A 435-nucleotide genomic window follows, 5' to 3' on the forward strand; every position below is an offset into this window, starting at 1 on the left:
CCTGGCATCAGCCAGTGATTCAATATCCGTCGTTGATGCGGTTCGCCAAGGGTTAGCCACTGAAAAGCTGCGCACGCCGAGCGGTGCTATTGCGGGTGGAGTGAACCAGACCGATCGTGGTGATGGGTTCGTTATGACTCATGACATTCTGGCGCTTGAAGTTGCTATGGCCCTTGTTGCTCGCACAACTAGTTTCGATATTTACAACCCTCCCGGCAGCATCGTTAATCACGCACGCGAAATTATCAATACGAGAGAAAAGCCATTCCCTAACTGGTTTGAAGCGTGGCGTAGCATGCCTTACGGCATGGATTACTCACGCGCCGCTGTTATCTATTCAGTTAAATGCGCACCTGAAAATATCGAATTGCGTCCTGGTGCTTTGCTCGGCTATCTCAACAGCGTGCTTACTGAAACTGATCATCAACACCCCTC

1 pseudogene is annotated in these 435 nt (G+C 50.6%); it reads left to right on the forward strand.

What is annotated here, in order from left to right:
- A pseudogene (locus M977_RS25605) lies at positions 1 to 435 on the forward strand (exonuclease VIII); the annotation flags it as partial.

This window comes from Buttiauxella gaviniae ATCC 51604 (assembly GCF_001654835.1).
Taxonomy (GTDB): domain Bacteria; phylum Pseudomonadota; class Gammaproteobacteria; order Enterobacterales; family Enterobacteriaceae; genus Buttiauxella; species Buttiauxella gaviniae.